General features: G+C 68.4%; 12 protein-coding genes and 1 tRNA gene. 4 read left to right on the forward strand and 9 right to left on the reverse strand.

What is annotated here, in order from left to right; translation table 11 throughout:
- The 7 genes from D7V80_RS33280 to D7V80_RS33310 all read right to left on the reverse strand — a co-directional run.
- Positions 1–262: hypothetical protein (locus D7V80_RS33280; RefSeq protein ID WP_147447289.1), on the reverse strand; the 262-nt coding region annotated here is incomplete at its 3' end.
- 108 nt (positions 263–370) lie between these two features.
- Entirely contained in the window at positions 371–1384 is a 1014-nt protein-coding gene (locus D7V80_RS33285) for a phosphotransferase enzyme family protein (RefSeq protein ID WP_120591940.1), read from the reverse strand.
- 8 nt (positions 1385–1392) lie between these two features.
- Positions 1393–3141 carry a hypothetical protein gene (locus D7V80_RS33290; RefSeq protein WP_120591941.1) on the reverse strand — a complete coding sequence of 583 codons (1749 nt, stop codon included), beginning with the start codon at positions 3139–3141 and terminating at the stop codon, positions 1393–1395.
- Between the two features lie 6 nt (positions 3142–3147).
- A complete protein-coding gene (locus D7V80_RS33295; RefSeq protein WP_120591942.1) occupies positions 3148–4641 on the reverse strand; it encodes a TolC family protein in 1494 nt (497 codons plus the stop codon).
- Positions 4638–6749 carry an ABC transporter ATP-binding protein gene (locus D7V80_RS33300; protein ID WP_120591943.1) on the reverse strand — a complete coding sequence of 704 codons (2112 nt, stop codon included), beginning with the start codon at positions 6747–6749 and terminating at the stop codon, positions 4638–4640. The genes D7V80_RS33295 and D7V80_RS33300 overlap by 4 nt, the downstream gene beginning before the upstream one ends.
- A complete protein-coding gene (locus tag D7V80_RS33305) occupies positions 6746–9475 on the reverse strand; it encodes an ATP-binding cassette domain-containing protein (RefSeq protein WP_120591944.1) in 2730 nt (909 codons plus the stop codon). Before D7V80_RS33305 ends, D7V80_RS33300 begins: the two co-directional genes overlap by 4 nt.
- A 2-nt stretch (positions 9476–9477) precedes the next feature.
- On the reverse strand, positions 9478–10695 hold the full coding sequence (locus D7V80_RS33310) for an HlyD family secretion protein (RefSeq protein ID WP_120591945.1): 1218 nt from the start codon (positions 10693–10695) through the stop codon (positions 9478–9480).
- A 653-nt stretch (positions 10696–11348) separates the two neighbouring features.
- On the opposite strand from D7V80_RS33310, the gene D7V80_RS42375 reads away from it, so the two are divergent.
- A complete protein-coding gene (locus tag D7V80_RS42375; protein WP_199738919.1) occupies positions 11349–13037 on the forward strand; it encodes a serine/threonine-protein kinase in 1689 nt (562 codons plus the stop codon).
- Between the two features lie 537 nt (positions 13038–13574).
- Here D7V80_RS42375 and D7V80_RS33325 read toward each other — a convergent pair.
- Together D7V80_RS33325 and D7V80_RS33330 are read right to left on the reverse strand one after the other, a co-directional pair.
- A complete protein-coding gene (locus tag D7V80_RS33325) occupies positions 13575–13961 on the reverse strand; it encodes a YkvA family protein (protein ID WP_120591948.1) in 387 nt (128 codons plus the stop codon).
- Positions 13962–13971: 10 nt separating this feature from the next.
- On the reverse strand, positions 13972–14886 hold the full coding sequence (locus D7V80_RS33330) for a restriction endonuclease (RefSeq protein ID WP_120591949.1): 915 nt from the start codon (positions 14884–14886) through the stop codon (positions 13972–13974).
- A 173-nt stretch (positions 14887–15059) separates the two neighbouring features.
- On the opposite strand from D7V80_RS33330, the gene D7V80_RS33335 reads away from it, so the two are divergent.
- From D7V80_RS33335 to D7V80_RS44020, 3 genes are all read left to right on the forward strand, one after another.
- Positions 15060–15133: transfer RNA gene (locus D7V80_RS33335), tRNA-Ile, on the forward strand.
- A gap of 163 nt (positions 15134–15296) precedes the next feature.
- A complete protein-coding gene (locus D7V80_RS33340) occupies positions 15297–17672 on the forward strand; it encodes a hypothetical protein (RefSeq protein WP_120591950.1) in 2376 nt (791 codons plus the stop codon).
- 47 nt (positions 17673–17719) lie between these two features.
- Positions 17720–17819: YHYH domain-containing protein (locus tag D7V80_RS44020; protein ID WP_370452579.1), on the forward strand; the 100-nt coding region annotated here is incomplete at its 3' end.

Genomic DNA, 17819 nt, shown 5'->3' on the forward strand with positions numbered 1-17819 from the left:
GAACCCATCGCTGGGCTGCATCGTTGCGCCAGCGGTAGAGCAGTCCCGGGGTGAGGCCCACCTCGGAGAAGGTGGAATCTCCCGAGCCACCTGTCCCCACCTCCAGCGGCAGGCGGAACGCCCACCGGGAACCGAGGTCCACCTGGAGCGCGGCCTGGAGGCTGATGCCTACCGCGACCCGTCCGCCCGAGAACGCCTGGACGGGCCCCAGTGAGAGGGGCTCTAGATTGACGCCCGCGCCGAAATAGCCCGAGCGCGGCACGTCACCTGCGGTTGCTGTGGATGCGAGGAGAGCGACAAGCGGGATGAGAGTCATTTCATCCACTGTACCCTCCCGCCCCCTCCACAGGGCCCCCATCCCTCTGATGCGCTAGAAGCTCGTGAAATCAATCTGCAGGACGGGTGTGTCCGCTTCGATGTCGCGCCGGAACCGCCCCCACCGGTCGAGCGTGCTCTCGTCGAGCACGGCCGGGTCGCGGTACTGGTGGAACAGCGCGTAATTCATCGAGCGCTGGAGCGCGAGCAGGTCCGGCACGGCCGCGAGCCACTCGCGCTCCATCGGTCGGAGCTCTCGATACCCTTCGAGGAACGGCCCCAGGAACGCGGCGACCGCTTCGTCGCGCGCCTCTCGCTCCTCGCCTCGCGCGATGTAGAAGAGGAGGACCGCGATGTCCTTGACGAACCACGCGTACTCGCAGTTGTCGAAGTCGAACGCGGTGATCTTCCCTTCGGCGAAGCAGAAGTTGTGCATGTGGAGATCGGCGTGGATCAGCCCGTAGCTCTCCGGTGTTCGCGGTAGCTGGTTCAATCGCGCGATGATCGCCGCGGTGCGCTCGCGAACGAGCTTCTCCTCGGGAGGCGCGAACCGGTTGATGTCGACCACGTCGTACTCATGCCATTCCTGGCGCTTGAGCCTGGGGCTCGAAGGCGCGTAGGTCTGGGCGCGGTTGTGGAGCCGCGCGAACAGCCGGCCCATGTCGCGGAACAGGGGGGCCTTCCAGTAGCGCTCCTTGAGCGGAGGCGCGTCGTCGAAGACGATGCCCGGCGCGCGCTCGAACGCGGTGGCGACGAAGTAGCTGCCGGGCTCGCGATCTTCGATCCGCTCCACGAACTGCCCCGACTCGGAGAGGATCGGCGAGGCGATGGGAATGCGCGCGGCGGCCAGATAGCGAACGAACTCGACCTCCCCCAGCGTGTAGTCGATCGTTCGCCGCGTACTGTGCGAGATGCGCAAGATCACGCCCTCGCCGTCGTCGTTCTCCGCCTCGTAGACGAAGTTCTCGAAGGCCGCGAGCTCGGTGAGCTGCTCGGGCGACAGGCCATACCGGCGCGCAGCCTCATCGCGAATCGGTTCGTGGAAGCGGCGGACAAGCTCTGGATGCATCGAACCCTCTAGTCCTTCAACGTGAGGCTGCTCTCACCGTAGCCCAGCACGGTCGAGGCAGAGTCGCTGGTGACCGAGACGCCCAGGCCGCGCGCGAGGGTCTCCGCCAACGGGGGGCCATTGCGCGGCCGCGTGAACACAGCCAGGTCTGTGCCGGTCAGGGGGTGATCCGGGCGCCGGAGCCGCTGGTTCAGCATCGCTTGCTCGCGCTCGACGACGCGCAGGCACCGGCGCTCGAGGGCGAACGCGCTGGCAGCGACGCCAGCGAGCTCACCGCAGAGGGGCTCCGCCACGACCTTGTCTCCCGGCAGCCCATGCGCGAAGAGCTCGGCCAGTCGCCGCTGGCTCGTGGCCTGCTCGGCGGGATCCAGCTTCGCCAGCTCGTCCAGCGAGGTGCCCTGTGGCGTGCCCGGGAACGCCTCGCCGATGCGCGCGAACAACCAGCGGCTGAGCTTGATCTCGCGCTGGTATGTCTCGGCGAGTGGGAAATCGTCCCGGAGCAACGGGTAATGCGCGACATCGATGGGCGCCTCCACGCACTCTTGCAGCGCGGTGCGCGGGAGGTGTCCGGCGAACGCCGCCCGAAGCCGTTCGTGGAGCAGCCCCTGGGTCGCTCCGAGGAAGCGGACCACCGATTCGACGCGCTGCCCGAGCAGGCCGTAATCGATCGCGGCGTCGAGATCGCCGAGGCGCGCTGCGATGTCGGGCTGGGCCTCGATGGGTGCAGGGGCCAGGCCGGTCAACACCTGCAGATATTCGCTGATCAGCGCCGGCGGCCCGGCGCACACGCCGTGCGGACCATGGAAGACCGCGTGACGCTCGGCATAGTCCAGAATCGTTTGCGCGGTGACGGGCTGCTCGGGGGCGTCACGCACCAGGTCGTTGGTGACCAGGCGAACGCCGTCGATCAGCCGGAACATGGCCGCGAGCCCGCTGTCGAGCTCTCCGTTCGGCACCGGCTGGGTGCCCCGCACCATCACGTACCCGACCGACGCGAGCGTGCAGACGACCATCAGGTGGAGCTCGCCCGCGGTGAGCACGCCCGGGGTCCGGGGCGGCATGCGCGCGAGGAAGGCCTTGCGGAACTGCTCGGTCAGCGAGAGCAGGTCCGGCCACTGACGCGCCATGGCCTTCATGGCGGTCACGTTCATCGGGAGTTCGCTCTGGTACCGGCTCCCCGCGTAGTGGCACTGCTTGCGCACGGTTGGGAGATCAAGGAACAAGGTGCGCGGTGCGACGTTGTTCTCGCCCACCTGCCGGCCGTCACCGTCGAGCGCCGGATGCGCCACGCGGTAGACCGGCACGACCACCTCGAGGTTCGAGAGCTCGAAAGCCCGTCCGAACGCCTGTTCGGTCAGAAAGGGGCAACGATTGTCGTGGGCGCTGAACGTGAGCGGCTCACGCCCGGCGGGCACCTCACCCAACCGCTCAGGGTAGGACACCGCGGTGCGGCCCGTGGGCGCATCCGAGACCCGCCTCAACACCCGCTGTTCAATCAATGCTTCGAGCAGGTCCCGGATCTTGTCCCAGGAATGGGGCGCGCCGTCAGACCACGCCATGGCGTCGGAGGCTTGAAATTGCTCGACCTGGAGCAGCTTCTCCCCCAAGGGCGCGATGTCCGGCTCGTCGAAGATGAGCTCCACCTCGCCATAGAAGAGGTGCAGGACCTGCTGGCCATTCCCTGCGTCGATCCGGTCGTGCGTGAGCCGCCTTCGATTGGGAATGTAGAGCATCTCATCCGCTTGCAGCTGTGCCATGGCTTCTCACTCCCGCTCCAGTGTGACGTCGCGCGACCAGGTGCCGCCGAGCGAGCGATAGACCTCGACGCGATGGTTGAGCAACAGCCGTTGCGCTTGCAGACTTGCGCGCTCGAGCCCGACCAGATTCGTCAGGGCGGTGAGCACCGTCAGGTAGTCCGAGTGCCCCTGCTCGAAGAGCCGCCTCGCCTCGTCCAGGAGCTGCCGCCCGAGCTGGACCTGCGCACGCAGGCTGCGCAGGCTCGTCGCCTCGTTCTCCTCCTGGACCACGGCATCCTGCACCCGTCCGATCGCGGTGTGCAGCGCGAGCTGGTATTGGACGTGGCGACGCTGGAGCTGGATCGGCAGTCGCATGTACTCGGTGACCCGCCTTCCATCGAACAGGGCCCAGGTCAGGTTCACCCCTGCGACGGAATCGCCCAGGACCGGCTCCTTGAGGCCGTACTTCGAAACGCCCACGTTGCCCACCAGTTGGATCGTCGGAAGCCAGCTCGCCAGGTTCGCGTTGATGCGGTGCTCGACCTCGGCGACGCGCAGCTCCGCGAGCCGCATCTCGGGCGTGTTCTCGTTCAGGTCGCCCGGCGTTCCGAGTTTCGGTGGGGGCGGGAGATCGGGAAGCTGTCGATCGAGTGGAACGACGTCGTCGACGGGGCTGGGTACCCGGCCCAGCAGCGCCTTCAGCTCCGAATTCAAGAGCGCGTTCCGGGTGGCGATCAGTGGCACCTGTGATTCGAGGTTCACCAGCAGCTGCTCCTGCTGCAGCACCACGATCCGGGGCGTGAGGTGCTGCTCGAACCGCGCTCGAATCAGCCGGAGCAGCTCCTTGTTGTAGTCGATCTGCCGCAGCGTGAGGTCCCGGAGCGCGCGGGCCTCGAGGATGTCGAACCAGATCTGGGTGACCCGCACCGCGAGGTCCTGGACGCGGGCCTCGGTGAGCTGCCGCTGCTGCTCGGCGAAGTTCAATCCCGCGCGCCGCTGCGCATCGAGGGCTCCAAACAGGTCGACCTGGTAGGCCACGCCGACACCGACGGTGGCGACGCTGTACTCGGTCCGGGTTGGCGGCGCGGGCGGAACGTTGGCAACGACATGACTCAGCCCCGCCGGGTTCAGGATGCCGACCTGGAGCGGGTACCACCAACCTTGCGGCACGGCGGGGTCGAGCTGGTTCTCGTAGATCAGCTCCCGCGCGTCGCGCAGGGCCAGGTTGTCGCCGAAGCACTCCTGGATGGCCGTGTCGAGAGCCGGATCGGCGAACGCCGTCCACCAGACTGCGTCCTGGGTGACGGGCTCGGCTGGCTGCGCGGACACGCCCTCCTTCGGCGGCTGCGGGCTTGGAACCCCGCCCTCGGGCGCGCTGGACGGTTGGGACGGCTCGGTGCGCAGCTCGACGGCGGTCGAGTAGCTGCTCGGCGCCAGAGGCGGTTCGACGACGACGGGACGGATCAGCTCGCACCCGGAGCAGATCGTCGCGAGGAGGGCGAGCTTGAATCGATGTCTCATGGGTGGCTGACGACCACGAGGGCTTTCGCGTGGTTGAGAACGCAGCGCTGCGCGACCCGCATGGTCTCGGGATCGAGGGAGGCGAAGCTCTCGTCAAGGATGACCAGCTCGACCCCCTGCAGCAGCGTGCGCGCGATGTAGAGCCGGCTCTTCTCGCCGTGCGAGAGTTGCCAGCCGGTCTCGCCGATCATCTCCTCGAGGCCGGCGGGCATCTTGGCGATCAGCTCGTCCAGCCCAAGCTCCTTGCACAGCGCGGCGGCTTTGGTCCGCAGCTCGGGCGAGGTCGGCCACTCGCGCCCGAGCAGGAGATTGTACGCGAAGCTGCCGGACAGGACGTGGTTCTCGTGGAACTGGGGCGCGGCGGTGATGCGCTTGCGCCAGCCCGAGGAGCCGAACGTCGCGCGGTCCAACGCGTGCAGCAGCATCACACCGCCCTGCGGCGTCCTCAGGCCCGTCAACAGCGACACCAGCGTCGACTTGCCACCGCCCGATGGGCCCTCCAGCAGGATGCGGTCGCCCTGCGCGATCTGGAACGAGCAGTTCTCGAGCACCGGCCGGGTGCGCGCGTCGTGCCGGAAGGTCACGCCCCGCGCCTCGATGAGGGTTCCGCTGGCGGCGTCGGTGGGTTTGCCTCCCTCCATTTCGAGAGGGACTTTCGACTCGAGCTCGGGGCGCCCCACCGCGAGCAACAAGTCGCGGATCTGCTCGAACGACACCGCCGCCTGGGAGACCTGCTGGAAGTAGACGGCGACCTCGTCGAAGGCTCGCAGCGCGAGCAAGATGCCGCCCACGGACACCGCCAGCGCGCTGGCATTGGCCGTGCCGCTGCTGAACGCCGGCAGCAAGGTCAGCAGGGCGAGCACCAACCAGCCGTCGCGCAGGAGCGCGGTCAGCTGCATGGTCCGGCGATCCATGACCTTCGAGATCTCGGAATAGGAACTCAAGCGGACGTCTTCGCCGTCATGCCAGCGCTCGAGTGGAAGCTGCGCCAGCCGCGTTCGATGGCCGAGCATGCGCTCGAGCAGGTCGTGGGTGATCTCGACGCGCGCGCTCGACCACGCCCGCTGGACGCCGTAGTGGCGGCGCGCGAGGACGAACGCGACCACGACCCACAGGACGAGCACCATCGCCTGGGGCCACCCTCCCGCCCCGAGCACGAGGATGACGCCCGCCAGGATCAAGTCGACGAGCGACAACACCGCGAGCAGGGCGCCGCCGACCGCAAGCTGCTCGACGACCTCGGCCTCGGCGACGCGGCCGAAATGGCGGCCGATGCCGTCGAGCCGCACCTCGTCGGGGGTCAGCTTGAGGGTTCCCGCAAGGAGCTGCTGCTTCAGCAGCGTTCCGAGCCGGATCGAGAACACGCCCTGCCACCACACCTCGAGCATGCGCAGCGGAATCGCGCACGCGATCACGGCGATCCACCCCAGGAACCAGCCGGTCTCGAGGTGGGCCTGGAGCGCGGCGCGACCGAGCAACCAGAACGAGCCCGCCAGCACCAGCGAGAGGAGCGTGTGGCTCACGAGGATGCCGGCGACGAGCGACGGGATGTCGCCGAGCAGCGTCCGCCGGCTCGCGGTGCGCCTGGGGCGCATGATCCAGCCGGTGCGCAGCTGCGCCTGGCCGAGCCGCTGCAGCAGCATCCGTGAGCGGGCTTGCTCGCGCGCACGGGGCGACATCTCCACGCCGCCGAGCAGCTGGTCCACCTCGGCGACGGTGGCTTCCTGCTCTTCGCGCAGGAGCGCGAGCGCGCTCTTCTTCTCGACCGAAACCACCGTGGCGTCGCGCGCGAGCAGGCGCAGCTTCCCGCGCCGCGTCCCCAGCAGCACCAGATAGGACGGGACACCGTCTCGCCGGACCTGGAGGATGCAGGGCGCGGCGCGTTCGAGGACGTCGGGCAGCTCGTGGTAGAGCGGCGTGATCGGCTCGAGCTCCACGCCGAGTCGATCTCCGAGCGCGAACATCCAGACCCGGCTCGGCTCGACGGCCGCCGCGGGCGGAGCAATTTCGCCCGCGGTCCTGCCATAGCCTTGCCGCTGCGCCAGCTGCTCCAGCGCGTCGGGCAGTCGCTCGACCGGCCACAACAGGTCGGAGTGCGAGCGCGTCATCCCGCCAGCTCCAGCTTGCCTGCGACGGGCTCCGCGACCGGCGTCTCCACCGGCTTCGGCGCCGGCCTCTCCACCAGCTGGCCGTCCGAAAGCCACCAATGGCGCCAGCGCCCACCGCCCCAGAGCAGCGTGCGATTCTCCTGGTCGGCGCGAAGGAGCACGGCGTACCGCGACTCCTTGTTCGCGAGCAGCTCCTTCGGCGGCCCGTTCTCGAGGATCCGACCGTTCTCGATCACGAGCACCCGATCGAACTCCTGGGTGTGCTCGACGTCGTGGGTGACACAGAGGAGCGTGATGTCCGCCCAGAGCCGCCGGGACTCGGCGAGGAGCCGCGCGCGCCGGTCGCGATCGAGACCGCGAAAGGGCTCATCGAGGATGGCCAGGCGCACGCCGGAGCGAAGCATCGCGCGCGCCAGGCGCACGCGCTGCCCCTGGCCGCCCGAGACCAGCCCTCCGCCTTCGCCCAACGACGTCTGCAGCCCGTCTGGAAGCGCCTCGAGGATGTCGAGCATCTCGGCGCCCTTGAGCGCCCCCGACAGTGACCAGCCGTGCGCGCCGTCGTTGCCATACCGGAGGTTGTCGATGAGGCTCTGGTTCCAGAGACTGATCGACGGATCCACCCAGGCCGTGGTGCGCCGCAGCCGCTCGACAGCGGCCTGATCGAGCACCTGCCCGTCGACCTTGATCTCGCCGCGCGCCGGCCGCAGCCAGCCGAGCAAGAGGCCGACCAGCGTCGACTTGCCTGCTCCGGAGACACCGACCACGGCCACGTGCTCGCCGGGGGCGATGTTCAAGGAAACCTTGTCGAGGATGGTGTGACCGCCGCCTTTCACGCGGACCTTCTCCATCACGATCGAAACGCCGCTCGCGGCGTCCGCGGGCGCGACAGGCTCCTGCACTGGCGCCTCGGACCGGGCCGGCGGATCCTTGATGTCGCCGATGACGTCGAGGAGCCGGCGAACCCGGTTCATCGCATTCGGGAACGCGCGGCTCAGCATCATCAGCCGCTGGCCGAGGATGGGGAACCGCAGCGCCCAATAGACGACCAACAACACCAGCGAAGCCCGATCGGTGCCCTCGAGGTACGAATAGACGAGCAGCATGACGAGGCCGTAGCTCCCCAGCATCAGCCCGCCTTCGAACCCGACCGACAGCGTCTGGAGCCAATAGCGCGCCTTGCTCCAGCTGACGAGCAAGGTCTCCTGCGCGCGGCGCAGCGACCGCTCGGCGCCGTGGATCCGGATCGGCGTGAGCCCGACGAGCGCGTTCAGGGTGAATCCGCTGAGCGCGCCTGAGTGCATCTGCACGCGCAGGTCGGGCTCGAAGAGCAGCTTCTGCGCGACCAGCGGCACGAGCAGCGTGACCGCCGCGAGCGCGAGCACGATGTGCCATGCGTGCGGTGCGGCCCAGATGAGCGCGGCGGTGATGCTCGCGACTTCGAGCGACAGGATCAGGGCCTGCGAGAGCAGGAGCGGCAGCGACCGCATCGCCTGGATGTTGTGCGTGCGAGACGCCATGTCGGAGGCGAGCCGGCTCTGGAAATAGCGGTCCTCCATCTCGGGGAGCTTCTCGAAATACGCCTTCCGCAGCCGCACCTCGAGCCGGCGGCCGATGCCGAGCAATCCCAATGAAATGGGGATTTGGATGAGCATGAAGCAGAGCGCGACACCCGCGAGAACGGCCATGCCCGTCGCACGCTGCGCGAACGTGCCAAGGTCGCGCCCCAGGTCGAGCACGCCACGGAGCATCAGCGCTTGCAGGATCCGCCCGAAGGTGGCGAACACCAGTCCCACCGCGATCAGGCCCGGAACGACCCACGAATCTTCGCCTCGCAGGCGGAGCAGCGTTCGCGCCGGGCTCACCTGCTTGGCGACGAGCTCCGTGGCCAGGTCGCTCGCGAGCACGGCTCTCGGCGCGTCTTCGCCTGCGCGCGAAGCCTCGCGCCAACCGCGGACCCGCATCAGCACCGCGCCGGTCATGGACAGCTCGCCCTCCACCTCGGGGTTGGGGCGAACGGACCAATAGGCAGCGGGAATGGGCACTTCGCCGGAAGCGTCCTTCGCAATCATGGATTGCAGCAGCCCCGCCGCCGTCCGGCCTCGCCGGACGGCGCCCGCGCGGATCATCGCCTCGGACGCCCGGCATGCGGCGTCGAGCCTGGCGATCGGCAGATACCCGGGGTCCTCGATCGCCCGGGCAACCAGCGCCCGCGCCTCGGTCGCACCCAGGTCCAGCAGGCGGCGCTCGAACGTCGCGACCGCCTCCTCGGACCCGGCCCATTCGCGCCAGCCTTCCGCCGGAACGGACGTGGTGTGCTGGTACAGGTGGCTCAGCAGCGTCGAAATCCGGGTCCAGTGACGGCCCGCCGCCGGGTCCATGACCTGGATGAACGGGCCGACGCGATTCCACAGCACCACGAAGTGCGGCCGTCCTCCCGCGCTGAGCGTGACGATGATGGCGGGAAGCGCCTTGGCTTCGGGGACCACCACGTGATCGAGCGGAAGCATCACCTGCTCGGAGTCGAGCCCGAGCTGGTTCGCGACCTCATCCAAGGTAACGATCGAGGTGCCATCGACGTCCGTCTGACACACTTCGCGAAGGACGCGATAGTTGAGCTCGGCGCCCATCCCCGCGAACAGGCTCTTGAGTGAAGCGGGGCCGCAATCCGTCGCCGAGATCTGGATCACCTCGGGAATGATCGGGCGCCGGCGCCTGGGAGAAGTCATGGTCAGCGGGCCTCGGCTTCGGGCCGAAACACGGTCGTGGGCTGTTCTTCAGGCTGCGGATTCCATTCGCCGACCGCCCGCATCAGCAGCGCGACAGGCGACGCCCGCGCGACCTCGACCTCCACCACCAGGGTCATGCCGTGGCGCAGCTGGATGCGCGGATCGTCCGGCGGTGCGAACTTGAGCTCGACGCGCACCGTACCGGGGATGGCCTCGGGCGTGGCGGTCTGGCCGGGCTCGGTCCCGACGGCCGTCACCCTGGCGGGGACCGTCCCGTAGATGGTCATCGGGTAGCCGTCGAGCTTGAGGCGCGCCGTTTGACCGGGCTGGATCAATCCGACGACCTCCTTCGGGAAACGGGCGCGCACCCGCACCTCGGCATCGCTCGCGACGATGGTGCCGACCCGCTGCCCGTCGGCGATGAACGCTCCCGCGCCGAGCTCCGCCACGTCGACCAGGTGGCCCGTGGCCGGCGCCCGATACAGCTTCCGCTCGATCTGGTACTCGAGGCGGTCGATGGTGCCCTGGAGCTCCCGGATCCGCCCCTCGGCGCCCAGCGCCTCGCGCTCGAGTCCCAGCAGCTGCGCGGCGAGGGCTTGACGGCGCACGTTCTGCTCGTGCCGCAGTCGGGTGAGCGCCAGGCCCTGCGCCGTCTGCGCGAAGCGGAGCGCGTCGACGTCGGTCGTGCGCTCGAGCTTCTCCATCTCCGAGACCGAGCCCGTCGGGCTCTTGAGGGCCAGCTGCTCGCGCTCCACAGCGAGCCGGTGCCTGGGCGCGAGCTCCTGCTCCCGCCCCAGCGCCTCCTTGATTGCGACCTCGTCCACCCGTGCCGTCAAAGCCGCCTCTTCGCGCTTGTTGGTGATCTGCTGGCGGATGATGGCGAGCTCCTTCTCGGTCGCGGCGAGCGTCGCCCTACTCCGCTCGAGCTCGAGGTGCTCGGCCCGTGCGTCGAACTCGATGAGAAGGTCGCCTTCCTTGACCTCCTGGTCGAGTTTGAGCCGCGAGAGCACGACCCTGCCCGCGCTGGGCGGCTCGATGCGATGGACGGCGTTGTGTGGCTCGATCCGGGCCTGTGAGCTGGCCTTGACGAGCGGGACCTTGGCGAACAGCGACCAGGCGATGAGCCCGCCGGCGCACAACACCATCAGAGCGACGAACACGAGGCGCGTGTCCGACTCGTAGTTCAGGGAACGAAGGGTCCGCTCGAAGGGATATGCCATGGTCCTCGAACCAAGGTCGCCTTAATGGTCGCGCCGTGTCAACACCTCGGCCACTGCTTTGTGATTCACGCCCCCATTGTCTGAGTACGGGCACCTTGATGCGACGCGGGACTTCATTCGCATCGCCGCAATGCGTTGCAGATTAATCGTTGGATCGATTTGACATCCATCTTTAAATACACGTAGCGTTCAATTCGAAAGGAGGCACGACATGAAGATCAAGATCCACGTTCGCGGCGGCCCGAAGGCGCGTTAGTCGTCGGGTGTTTTGACGCAGCTGTAGAAGCTGGTCGTTCCTCGTTTCAGATTGTCAGAGGAGGGGCTGATGGGGATTTCCCATCAGCCCCTCTTCTCATTTCTGGCAACGTCTTGATCTCGCAGGTGCTCGTACCTGCCAGGTTGCTCCAGAACCTCTCATGCGCTTGAGCCGCATGGATGAGCAAATCGGCCTGATTGAAACGACTTCGCACCATCCTCCGACCTGCTGAGTCAGCCACCCTCGGCTAATCACCACGGTTTCAATGTTTCAATGGCAGCAGCCCACCTCCATCCAGGGCTGGACCCGGACCTGGAGAGCCTCTGGGCCTGGCGCGCAAGCAGGTGTGAAGGCCCCTCCGCCCCACCCTCCCAGGCACTTGCTATCTTGCGCGCCCATGAATGAGCCCACGGCCGTTTCGGATCCACGCATCGGCTCGGTGTTGCAGGAGCGCTACCGCATCATCGAGCGACTCGCCGCCGGGGGCATGGGCATGGTGTACCGGGGCGAGCGGCTGGAGGTGGGCAAGCCCGTCGCCATCAAGTTCCTCCACGCCTGGGCCGCCCGGGACGAGGACTTCCGCAAGCGCTTCCAGGTGGAGGCGCGCGCGATGAGCCGCCTCACCCATCCGTGCTGCGTGTCGGTCATCGACTTCGGCATGGATCAGGAATCGCCGTACATGGTGATGGACTTCGTCACGGGGGACACGCTGCGAGGGCTGCTGGGCGATGGAGCCCTGCCGCCGCCCCGAGCCCTGGGCGCCGTGCGGCAGGTGCTCGCGGGCCTGGCCCACGCGCATGCGCAGGGGATCATCCACCGGGACATCAAGCCGGAGAACATCATCGTCACCCACGCCGTGGGGCTCGGGGAGCAGGTGCGCATCCTCGACTTCGGGCTGGCCAAGCTCCGCGACGAGGTGACGGGCCTCACTTCGGGGATGATGCTCGGGACCCCGTCCTATATGGCCCCGGAGCAGATCCATGGTGAGTCGGTGGGCCCGCCCACGGATCTGTACGCCACCGGCGTGCTGCTCTACGAGCTGCTTACCGGAAAGAAGCCCTTCAACGCCTCCAGCAACGCGGAGCTGCTGCGCATGCAGCGCGAGGTGCCACCGCCCCGGTTGCGCGACGCCGCCCCTGACGCTGGCTTCTCCGCGGAACTCGAAGCGACGCTGGCGAAGGCGATGGAGAAGGCTCCGGGGGATCGCTTCCAGTCCGCCACGGAGTTCCTGGCCGCGCTCGAAGGGGCCTGGCCGGGACCGGCGGCGTCCCCCATGGCGCCCGTGGCTGGTGATGCACTGGGAGGGCCGCGCGCCTCCTCGCCCACGCCGTCGCGGCCCAGGGAGGAAGTGCTCGCGACCCGGAACGTCCGAGCACCGCCCCGCGCGCTCCCGACGGAGGCCGTGGCCAGGAAGGAGGAGTCCGAGGCCACGATCCCGTCTCGCCCCATCACGCCCCCGCCCGGCGGGGGCCGCTCGCGACGGGTGGTGGGAGGCGCGGCGGTGCTCTCCCTGGCCGTGGCGGGCCTTGGCTGGTGGGCATTGGCGTCAAGGTCCGCGGACCCGGCGCCCGTGGCCTCGGAGCCGCCGTCGCCCAGGGCCCCGGCGGCGGAGGAAGCACGGGCGGAGGCTTCCACGGGCGCCACGGCCTGGGAGCCCGTCGTGGAGCAGCTCCCGGGCATCGACGAGGCCCATCGGTTGATCAAGGCGCAGCGGCGGGACGCGGCCCTGGCGGCGTTGAAGAAGCTGACGGCGAAGTACCCGACGAGCGCCTACGTCCGCTACCTGGAGGGGAACGTCAACTTCGACAACCTCCGCTGGGTGGATGGCGTGACGGCCTATCGGGCGGCGCTGCGCAATGACGCCGCGTACCGCGACGCGCCGGTCGTCATCCAGAACGCCATCCGCTGCCTCGTGAGTGACCGGTTCCACGGCACCTGCGAGGACTTCCTGCGCAAGGACCTGGGCGAGGCCGCGGTGCCCTCGCTGGAGGATGCAGCCCGCGAGCACCCCATGGCCAGCGTCCGGACCCGGGCCGCGGCGCTGCTCCGCCAGCGTGAACGCCGAATCACGGAGGGCGCACGCTGAGCCTGCGGGCGATGCGGGATTGAAGCGGGCGAGGTCCGGACGTGATGCCGGAACCTCGCCCGGACTTCAAACGGCTCAGCCCTCGCGAGTCGGGTTCCGCGCTTCGGCGGACTGCGCGCCGTCACAGACCGGCGCGTCGGCGTCGGACTGGAAGGACCCGGCCTCCATCACGGAGGCCGTGGGCTCAGCCGGCGCGGCAGCGGGCTCGATGCAGTAACCGGACTCACCACACGTGGTGTAATAAGTGGCCCCGAGGAAACAGACGGTCTCGCAAGGGGCGCCGGGGGCATAGCAGACTTCGTCACACTGCGGCGGGTAGGCGAAGGCCGCCGCGGGGAGCACGGCAAGGGCAGCGGTAACAGCCTGAAGGAACTTCCTCTGCATGCGCATCGAATCTCCTTCTGCGATGGAGGTTGCACCCCACGGGCGGGGCACCTGGAAGCCTAGGACGTTTCCGCGGTGCGCTCCTGGCTTGAATGCACGACTGTGTTGATCCAATGGCTGTGCAACTTTGCGTGCCATTGACGAGTGTCCGCCTCACCCCGCCCGGAGTCGGAGCCACCGCACGAGCAGCAGCGCGAGCAGCACCCAGAGGGTGATGATGACCGCCCCCGCGACCCAGCTCTTCTTGCGCAGGTGCGCCTCCTGGCGGGCCCTCTCTCGGCATTCGTCGAGCACGGCGGGAGGAATGAGACGGCGGACGAGAAGAATCCCGAGTGGGACGAGGACCAGGTCATCGAGCAGGCCGAGGACTGGGATGAAGTCTGGAATGAGGTCCACGGGGCTCAGCGCGTAGGCGACCACCACGACCGCGAGGAGCTTCGCGTACCAGGGGACGCCAGGGTGCCGGGCCGCGATGAAGAGCGCCGCCACCTCCGTCTTGAGCTGCCGGACCTTCTGTCTCCACCCCTTCAGGCTCTGCATGTCGCTCAGCCTATTCTTCGGAGAAGAAGTCGGAATCCACGCGCTTGAGTTCGTAGGCGCTCACCGCGTTCACGCCAATACCGAAATCGAACATCAGCCCCGAGAGCTGCGCGCCATCGATGAGGACGATCTTCTTGTCGATGCGTGCCACGTACTCACGCGCCTCCCTGGAGAAGGTGGAGGTCGTGATGAAGACGCCCTTGCGTGCGCGTTCGCCTTCCAGCGTCCCGGCGAAGCCCTGGACCTCGGGACGCCCCACGGTGTTCTGCCAGCGCTTGGCCTGGATGTAGATGACGTCGAGGCCCAAGGGGTCCTCCTTGATCATCCCGTCCACACCGCCATCGTGGCTGCGGCCGAGTGCCTTTCCGGCGTCCTCCAGCGAACCGCCGTAGCCCATCTTCACCAACAGCTCGACCACCAGACGCTCGAAGAACCGGGGACTCGCCTGCAATGTCGACGCGAGCAACTCCGCCTCGGTCGTCCTGCGAAGGTCCTTGTACGCGCGTTCGAGCGCCTCTTCGGGGGTGATGGCTGGAGCATCCCCGACGGACGGAGCTGGCTCCGCCCCGTTCGCATCCCCGCCGCGCGCGAAGAAGTCCTTGAACTCACTGAACCGCATCAAGGTGTCTGCATCCAGGGAGTGGGGCTTCTCCGCGAGCACGGAGCGCCCACGCTCGGTAATCTGATACACGCCGCGCCGGACCGAGCGCACCAGTCCCGCCTTGTCCAGGTAGAACTTGGCCCAGCCCAGCCGGTTGTCGAAAACGGCCTGCTTGCCGCTGGGAAGCAACTCCGCGCGCTGCGCCTCCGACAGCTTCAGCGTGGTGGCGAGCGACTCGCGCACTTCGCGCACGAGGTGCTCCTTCCCATCCGCGAGTCGCTCCAGGAGCGGGAGCATCAGGGCGTTGTAATCCGGTACGGGCATGGGCCCATTCTAGAGGAGCCGGACGCAGTCGGGCTGGCCTCCAGGCAGGGGGCCGACCTGGACGCAGCGAGCGAACGGCGTCGTCGCTCCGACGGTTTGTCAGGCCCCCTTCGGAGCGCCGTCCGAAGTTCTTGCGGTCACGGCCCTGGCCCGGTATACGGGCGGGGCTTCACGGCCAGGTAGCTCACCTGGTTAGAGCGGCGGTCTCATAATCCGCAGGTAGTCAGTTCAAGTCTGACCCTGGCCATCAAGCAGCCCCGGAGTCACTTTCCCAAGTGATTCCGGGGCTTTTTCGTTCCGCTACGCCCGTCCGTCCCCCTTCCGGGGGATTGCCAGTTTCCCTTCCGGCACGGTCCAATTCCCCCCCTGTCCCGACGGGTAGCACCCATGCTCCGGGGGGAGTCCGCACGATGCTGGACGAGGAAATCCACTCGAAGGCCCGGGCCGCGGCCGTCCGCTGGGCGCGCTGGCGGCTGGGGCCCCTCGGTTTCGCGGACCTCATCACCCGGGTCGACCCGTCCATGCTCCGCTACGGGCGGCTCGTCACCCGGTACGCCGTCCGCACCGGCACCTGGGCGGAGGAGGCCTACGCGGGCGGCACGAACACGGCCCGGAGTTCCCGCTCCACGCCCCCCGTCTCACTCGACACACTGGACCTGTGGAGCGCGTCTCCGGAGGCCCTGGCCGAGCAGTCCTCCCACCTGGGCGTGTGTGGGGGCTGCCACGGCGCCGGACAGGTGACGTGCTCCACGTGCCGTGGCTCCCTTCGCGCCAGTTGCACCGGCTGCGGCGGGTCCGGCCGGCGGATGAGCCGGGCTCGCAAGAGCTACCGGATGGTGAACTGCACGGAGTGCCGGGGAAAGGGCACAAAGAAGTGCGTCCGCTGCACGAAGGGCATGGTGGGCTGCCGCACCTGCCGGGGCTCGGGGACGCTCCGCCGGTGGCTGAAGGTGTCGACCGTCGAACGCACCCAGGTGCGTGCATGGCCGGATGCGAAGGCCCTCTCCGCGCACAAGGGTCTGCTGGAGGATTCGAAGCGGGCCCTCCAATGGCCTGGAGCAAGTGCCCTGGCTTCCGTGGAGCACGCGGGTCCCCTGCCCGACTCCGCGTTGGGCGAGGAGGCCCGTGCCGCGGGCTTCATCACCGCGCGGTCGTCGCTGGAGCCCGAGTTCGAACCGCTGCGCGGAAGAATCCTTTCCCAGACATTGGATGTCTTTGAAGCCCCGTCCGCGACCGTCTGTTTCGAGTTCGCGGGCAGGCCGGGTTTCATCCACCTGCTGGGACACGACCTCCATCCGACACAGGCCCGGGACACCTCCGCATTCCACCGGCGCGTCGGAGCCCTGATGGGCGTGGCCATTGCGGGCTTCTTCGCCATGCCCTTCCTGGTCTCCGCCTTCATCGGACGGCACGCGTTCTACGCGGAACCGGATCAGAGCGCGCTCGCCATGTTCGCGATCCTGGGCCTCTGGCCCGGAACCTGGTGGTGGGCCGCGACCGCGCTGCGCCGTCGACGCACCGGGGGCGCGAAATCCCCCGCGCGATGGCACGACCGGATTGGCATCGGGCTGACGGGGCTCTGCGCGCTCGTCCTCGCGGGATGCTTCCTCTTCATCCGTCCTTCGGTCCCGGAGTTGGTCCGCCTGACGGCCGCGGGCCAGCTCCGCGAAGCCGAGCTGCATGCGGACCTGCTGGAGGCCAGCGGTGAATCCAGCCCCGAGTACATCGAGGCGCGGAATGCGTTCGTGCTCGCGCGCATCCAGGGCATGGACAATCGCGACGCCGTGAGGTTCATCCGCCATTACGCGGGCTCTGGAAAGGGCACTGGCCCCCTGGAGGCCGAACGCGTGAAGCTGCGCGAGGCCTGGGCTCGGTCCGCGCTGGAGCGTGGCGAAGAGGGTCCGGTGGAGGCGGAGCTGCAAGCCCTGTCCACCGAGCGGGCTCCTGCCTCCGTCATGGACGGACTTCGCGCGAAGCTGGAGGACCTCCGCATCGCGAAGGGCAAGGCCGCGCTGGAGAAAGGCGAGCTGGCCGAGGCCATCCAGGTCCTGTCACGCATCCAGGCCCGGACGCTCGTCTCCGAACGCCCCGAGCCGCTGATCACCCAGGCCTACCTGCGTCAGGAACATGCATGCCCTGCCCGCGATGTGCGCTGCCGCGCCACGGCCCTCCACGCCGCGGTGGCGGTCGACATGGGTGAAACGGCGCGGACGGCCCTTGCCTCCTTCCGAGGCGCGGAGCTTACCCGGATGGCAAAGGCCACCACCCACGCGGGAGGGCTCGGTGCTTCGCTGCGCGAGCTGCGGACCGCGGATGAGGATGCAGACACCCTGCTTTCGGTGCTCGGCAGCGACGCTGAACTGGCCGCCGCCCGGGCCGCGCTCCTCGGCCGCAGGGAGGCGTTGCTGCGCAATCGCTTCCCCCTCGGTGAACCCGTGGAGGTCGCCCAGGCACAGCTCGGTCCCACTGGATTGGAGATGCAGCGCTCGGACGTGTTCCGCGTGGTGGACTCGCCTCCGGGAACGCTCACGTACCTGTTCGTCGGTCAGGGCATGACCCGTGGCCTCTACGTCACCGCGCCGGACCACGGGCAAGCGGGGCTGTCGCCCGCGGCACTCCAGCTTGCGGCGAAGCGCTTCACGGGACAGGAGTTCTCCGCGAAGGACCTCGTGCATGCGGGCCGAGGCGTGGCCCATGTGACGGTGCGCCTGGGCCGACACACGGCCCTGCTGGGATGGCATCACGACACGCTGGTCGAAGCACAGATTGGACGGGTGGATCCATGAGCCGCGGCAGCAAGGTGGTGCTGGGATTGGGGGCCGTCGCGGCGCTGATGTGTTCACACCTCGCGTGGGCACATCCGGGACGGACCAACAGCTCTGGCTGTCACAACGTACGGGCCACGGGGGGCTATCACTGTCACGGGGGTGGTG

Source organism: Corallococcus sp. CA054B (assembly GCF_003611625.1).
Taxonomy (GTDB): domain Bacteria; phylum Myxococcota; class Myxococcia; order Myxococcales; family Myxococcaceae; genus Corallococcus; species Corallococcus coralloides.